General features: G+C 33.5%; 3 protein-coding genes and 2 pseudogenes. All 5 read right to left on the bottom strand.

Annotation, left to right across the window (positions count from 1 at the left end):
- A pseudogene (locus HMPREF3046_RS10820) lies at positions 1-321 on the bottom strand (IS6 family transposase); the annotation flags it as partial.
- Between the two features lie 210 nt (positions 322-531).
- Complete coding sequence (locus tag HMPREF3046_RS10815; RefSeq protein ID WP_002504079.1) at positions 532-1,101, bottom strand: TetR/AcrR family transcriptional regulator; 570 nt, start codon at positions 1,099-1,101, stop codon at positions 532-534.
- Positions 1,102-1,450: 349 nt separating this feature from the next.
- Positions 1,451-2,395 (bottom strand): glycine betaine ABC transporter substrate-binding protein, encoded by a 945-nt coding sequence (locus HMPREF3046_RS10810; protein ID WP_070719470.1) that lies wholly within the window; start codon positions 2,393-2,395, stop codon positions 1,451-1,453.
- Positions 2,396-2,418: 23 nt separating this feature from the next.
- Positions 2,419-5,100: an MMPL family transporter gene (locus HMPREF3046_RS10805; RefSeq protein ID WP_002484615.1), complete on the bottom strand. Its 2,682-nt coding sequence runs from the start codon at positions 5,098-5,100 to the stop codon at positions 2,419-2,421.
- Positions 5,101-5,489: 389 nt separating this feature from the next.
- Positions 5,490-6,536, bottom strand: a pseudogene (cstB, locus tag HMPREF3046_RS10800) (persulfide dioxygenase-sulfurtransferase CstB); the annotation flags it as partial.

Below are 6,536 nucleotides of genomic sequence, written 5' to 3'. Positions count from 1 at the left end.
TTGCTTACGCAACCAAATATCTAATGTATGTCTCTCTGCATCAATGGCACGATATAAATAATTCCATTTTCTTTTTATTTTGATGTATGTCTCATCAATACGCCATTTGTACTAAGCTTTTTTATGCTTTTTCTTCCAAATTTGATACAAAATTGGGGCATATTCTTGAACCCAACGGTAGACCGTTGAATGATGAACGTTTACACCACGTTCCCTTAATATTTCAGATATATCACGATAACTCAATGCATATCTTAGATAGTAGCCAACGGCTACAGTGATAACATCCTTGTTAAATTGTTTATATCTGAAATAGTTCATACAGAAGACTCCTTTTTGTTAAAATTATACTATAAATTCAACTTTGCAACAGAATCATATTTAATATGATTAATATAGGTATTTGGCCAATGGTCATTCTAGCATTATTAATCATAGCTAATAGTATTTTTATGGTTTATAAGACAGTAGACGTTAAAAAACGCAAATGACAAAAAAGCAATCTCACTCTTAATTTATGTGAGATTGCTTTTATTTATCATAACAATATAATGATGTTTCAAGCACATTATTTAATGTTTCAAACACTTCTTCAACTGTATAGTTATAGTCATTTTCTACCCAACGTCGTAGTACTTCTATTACACCACTACTGTAAAAGTCAGCTACAATTTCAGGATGTTTACTTTCTCTAATCTTTTGCGCTAAGGGGTTACGCTTACGAGTTGAGTTATTTAACATCATTTCGCGACTCACATTCGTTAAACTTCTAAATACATCTGCCTGTCGAGACGAAACTAATAGATGCTTAAAAATCTTTTTATTATTACCAATGTAATAGATAAAGTCTTCAAATGATTCAGGGGTTGTAATGTCTGCTGATGTGTCACCTTTAGCTATAATTTGTTGTGTAATAAAGTCAGGTAAAGTGTAGAGTAATTCATATTTATCTTGGAAGTATCTGTAGAACGTACTGCGGTTGATTTCTGCAATATCACATATTTTTTGAACCGTGATTTCATCAAAATGATAATCATGTAAAAGTATAAACACTGTTTCATGAATATGTTTAATCATGCGCTTTTGATTTGCTGACGGCATTATCTGATTCTCCTATTTATTTAATCTAGTCAGATAGCCTGACGTAATAAGAGTAATTTATCACAATAAAGTTGATTTTTCCAAACATAATAACTGATACTACGTTTAAATTTGTTTATAAAAAAAGAGTAAATAAGTTATTTGAAACGTTTAATACTATAGGAGCGATATAAAAAAGTGGGAGCGAAACTGAGTTTAGTTTCACCCCCTCGCAATAATAGCTACGATTGAGAAGAGTTTGTCTTAAGCGCCTTCTCAACTCGATTTGCTACTGTAAATTTGCATTATGAGTTTTAAATATGCTACACCAAACGAGCATATTCTTTATTTGTCTTTCTTAACTTTGTAATTAGTTAGTCTCAATACCTTCTAACCATTCATCTACTTTATTATCATTATCATCTACATAGTCTTTAGCTACTTGTTCTGGATTTTTGTTATCAACAAAGATTTTTTTAGCTAATTTGTCTTCGTCAGATTTACTCCAATCATCTGCCATACGTGTTGCAATTGTGTATGCAGCTGGATGTGCTTCTTTAAAGTCTTTGTTAAATACTAAGTCAATATGTTGATTATTATTACCATAAATGTTGTCTGGATCTTTCAACATTTTAACGTCTAATTCTTTAGAGAACCAGCTAGGTTCCATTGCTGTGAAGACGATAGGTTCTTGTTGTTTAAAAGCAGATTGAATTTTCTTGAATTGGTCTTGGTCAGAACTTTCTTTCAAGCTATATTTATCCAAGTTGTCACTATCAAGTTCATCTTTAGTTTCTTGCATAACGCCATTACGTGCGTCTGTGCCTTGAATTGTCCAATCTACAGATTTTCCGAAGTCACTGTTTTTTAAGTCACTAATTGAGTCGACATCTTGCACGTACTTAGGCACGGCTAAACCTACTTTTGCGTTATCAATTAAATGTTTATCATCATAAATTGTTAATTTACTTTTGAACTTATCATAGTAACTTTTATCAGTAGTAGGGAAGATACCTGATTCATGGAATGAATCAGAGTTCTCTGATACAGCAGCATATAACGGGCCACTTGCTGTTACTGGTGTAGTTGTTACATCATAACCTGCTTTTTTCAATACTTCTGCTATAACTAGTGAACGTGGTGTTGAATTATCACTCGCGATATAAGGTATTTCGATTTCTTTATTACCAAGTGATATTTGACTATCGTCTGATGAACCACTACTGCTACCACTATTACCACAAGCACTTAGCACTATGGCTAAGGCTAGTGTAGCTAGTAGTCCTAAGAATTTCGAACTACGTCGTTTTAACATAACGTGTTTCCTCCTTTTTAATATTAGTCTCTAAGCTCGTCATCATGACGATGTTGAGATGATCGGTTATATCTATCGTAAACACCTTTGTTGTTTTCACGAGCGTATAACATTAATGCTTTGAACAATACATCTTGATCAATATTGCTATCAGTTAATTCTTTGTATAAGTTTGTTGTTTTATCGAAATTTGAATCATGATAATCATGGTTATCATTTTGATGATCATGATTGTTATGACGATAATCATCGTTACTATCGTAATTGTCTTGATAGTGTCGATCATTATAATTACGTTCATCATGATGAGTATGGTCGCCATCTTGAGTATAAAGTGATTCATAGTCGATATCATCACGTTGATTATCATAATGATGTTGGCGATGATGCTGGTCATGATGATTATCTAAATGCACAGAACGGTTATAATCTTCGTCATTATAATTGCGATTGTGGTTACGTTTGTCATTTTGATAAACATAGTTATCTTTGTCTTGTCTAGCGTATTCATTATTTTTATCGTTGACATGACCTTTTTCAGAAGATGTGTCGTGATGTTTATCTTCTTCTAAAGCTTTACCTTCAACGTCAACGTTTGGCAATACTGCACCTAACCATTTAGGAAGGTACCATGAAGCTTTACCAAAGAGTTTCGTCAATGCTGGAATTAATGTCATACGTACGACGAATGCGTCGAATAACACACCGAAACCTAATGCGATACCCATTGACTTAATTGCACTGTCATCTTGGAAGACGAATGCGATGAATACACTGAACATAATAAGTGCAGCAGCTACGATAACAGGTCCACTTTCTTTGATACCTACACGGATTGAATGATCATTGTCGCCAGTCTTACTGTATTCTTCATGTACACGTGTCATTAAGAAGAGCTCGTAGTCGATGGCAAGTCCGAATAACAATCCAATTGTGATTACTGGAAGGAATGCAAGTAATGGTCCTGTGTTTTCAATACCAAATAAGCTACCCATAAAGCCATGTTGAATGACTAATGTTGTGAAACCTAGTGTAGCCATTAATGAAAGGATAAAGCCTAGTACTGCTTTTAATGGAACTAAGATTGAACGGAATACAATCATTAATAAGAAGAATGCTAATACAACGATAACGCCTGCAAATACTGGAATAGCGTTGTTTAGTTTTTCTGACATATCGATGTTAATAACACTTTGTCCTGAAATTTCAGTGCCATAGTCATATTTTTCTTGCGCTTGGCTATGATAATCACGTAAATCATATACTAGATTTTCTGTTGACTGTGAGTTCGGTCCTTTTTCAGGAATGATTGTGAATAATGCGTAATTGTTGTTGTCGGTTAGTTGTGCTTTTGAAACTGTATCAACATTATCAATGTCTTCTAAATCGCTACGCATATTATTTAAGTCACGTTCGATAGTGCTTTTACTTCCACCATCTTTTGTATTTACTAACATGACAATTTGTCCGTTATAACCTTCGCCAAAATTATCTGAGATTAATTTATAGGCTTTGTATTCTGATGAGTCAGTTGGTTTTAAACTATCATCTGGAATACCTAAACGCATGCCACTGACTGGTATAGCAGCTAAAATTAAAATAATTAAACTTACAATAACAGCGATAACTGGCTTACCAACAATAAATTTTGCCCAAGGATGATCTTTAGGGTCTTTACTTTTAGATGGTTTATCTTTAATTTTAATACTTTTATGGAAGATACTGATTAGGGCAGGTAATAGTGTTAATGCTGCTAATACCGCAAATAACACACTAATCGCTGAAGCGAATCCCATAACCGCTAAGAAGTCGATTCCTACAAGTGATAAACCACAAACAGCAATCATAACTGTAAGACCAGCGAATATTACAGCACTACCTGCTGTACCCACTGCTGTTGCGATAGCTTCTACAGTATCGACACCTTTTTTCTTAAGTTCTTTAAATCTAAATAGAATAAAGAGTGAGTAGTCAATACCAACAGCTAAACCTATCATTACAGCTAGTGTAAGAGTGAAGTTTGGAATATCAAAGATATATGTTAATAATGCGATGATACCAACACTTGAACCTAAACCGATGATTGCACTAATAATTGGCATACCAGCTGCGATAAGTGAACCAAAGGTAATAAGTAAGATTACGAATGCTACGACAATACCGACAATTTCTGATGTACCACCAGGTTCAGCATTCATAGCGCCACCTTGAGTTTTTTCAATTTGCACATTGTGGTTGTCAGTTACATCTTTTAATTCTTTGTCGATGATATGTTTAGAAGAATCTTTTAATCCAGTTTGTGGAACTACATAACTTACATTAGCGATAGCAGTATCGCCTTCATCATTAACTTGTCCACTGTCATATGGATTAGAGATATTTTGGATATAATCATCATTTTGTCTGATATTGTCTAAAGCATCTTCAATATCTTTCTTAGTATCTTTATTATTGAGTCCATCATTCTTATTAGAATGGAAGACTATTTTCATCGAGGCTTTCTCACTGTCCTGATGAAATTCTTTACTAATTTTATCGTTTGTGTCTAATGACTTAAGGCCGTTCATAGTGATGTCACTGTCAAACTTCGGTGAGTTTATCATTAATGGCGTGATAATGACACCTAGTATAACAAGCCATCCTATAACACTTAGCCATTTGTTCTTAGCTATAAATTTTCCTAGTTTGTATAATAGCTTTGCCAAGACATTTCCCCCTATTTCATTAATTTATATCGCTTAAAGTATGGGTAGTGTGTTGATGATTTGTGAGCAATTACATTAAATCGATACCTCAAATTAAGCATATTTAAAATGTTACATTTGATAATGTAACAAGTTATACCCACGTTCGGTACCATTAAAAGTTTTACGTCGTTGGAAAATGCAACACTTTGGAAAAATTGTCGGTTAAAATAGCGTGTATTAAGGGGATATATAAGAAAAGGTTCTGTTGCAAAGTTAAAATTATATGCACATCTATACAAAACTATAAAAGCAAATATTGTTTTAACAGTAAAGAGTTTTGTTAGTATTAATTATTTTTCGTTTTTCAGTATAAATATTACATGATTTTTAACTTTGCAACAGAACCGAATTTGAGCTTGTGGTAATTGATATCCAGACACATTATCATATCCAATAAGTTGTAAAGTATGTGTTGCTTTTGAAACAAGGTGATAGTCTCCAATCAAGTTAATTTCTTGATCATAGTTTAGATACCAGCCAATTTGATTGATGAAATTTTTATCATATGGAATATTGATTGTACCTTCAATATGTCCACCATGATAAGCCTCCTTACTGCGGAGATCAAAAGTTAATCTGTTTGTATTTGTAGCTGGATAAACCGTATAAGGTTGATATAAATTCATACCGAATTGATTAATTTTTTTCATTTGTGCAAAATGATGTGGTGGTGCAGGTTGGTCAGAAATGAGTTTATCGATAAAGGTAGCTTCGTTATTTTCAGAAAAAGCCCAGTTCGTTTGTTTTTCATAGCCAAGCGTAGATGTTGGAATAGCACCTAAAGATTTACCACAAGGACTACCAGCACCATGGCCAGGCCAAATTTGAATAAAGTCTGGCAAGTCTTTCATACTTTCAATCGATTTAAACATTTGTTTAGCGCCTATTTCAGATGATCCTTCTACTTTAACCGCTTTTTCTAGTAAATCAGGTCTACCGATATCTCCTACAAAAATAAAATCACCACTGAATAGTCCCATTGGAACTTGTGCTCCAGCACCTTCGTCAGTAAGTAAAAAACTTATACTTTCTGGCGTGTGACCAGGTGTGTGAAGCACTTTTAATTTTATATTTCCTACATAAATATCATCATTATGTTGAACAAAATGAGTGTGGTTAGGCATATTTTTATAACCTAATGTGTCATCACTTTCACCCGATACATAAATATTAGCATTTAACTTTATAGCAACATCTCTAATTCCTGAAGCAAAATCTGCATGTATATGTGTTTCAGCTGCATGAGTAATGGTTAAACCTTCTTCATCGGCAACTCGAATATATGAAGATAAGTCACGAATAGGATCAATAATCATGGCTTCTCCAGTTTTTTGACACCCGATTAAATAAGATGCTTGAGATAAATGTTTATCGTAAAATTGTTTAAAAAACAT

Origin of the sequence: Staphylococcus sp. HMSC070D05 (assembly GCF_001815595.1) — a bacterium.
GTDB lineage: Bacteria > Bacillota > Bacilli > Staphylococcales > Staphylococcaceae > Staphylococcus > Staphylococcus hominis.
The sequence above is the reverse complement of the archived record's forward strand: the minus strand, read 5'-3'. Positions and strand labels throughout refer to the sequence as shown.

Excerpts from the sequence above, each read along its gene's own strand:
- HMPREF3046_RS10815 (WP_002504079.1), bottom strand. The coding sequence starts at position 1,101 with ATGCCGTCAGCAAATCAAAAGCGCATGATTAAACATATTCATGAAACA.
- HMPREF3046_RS10810 (WP_070719470.1), bottom strand. The coding sequence starts at position 2,395 with ATGTTAAAACGACGTAGTTCGAAATTCTTAGGACTACTAGCTACACTA.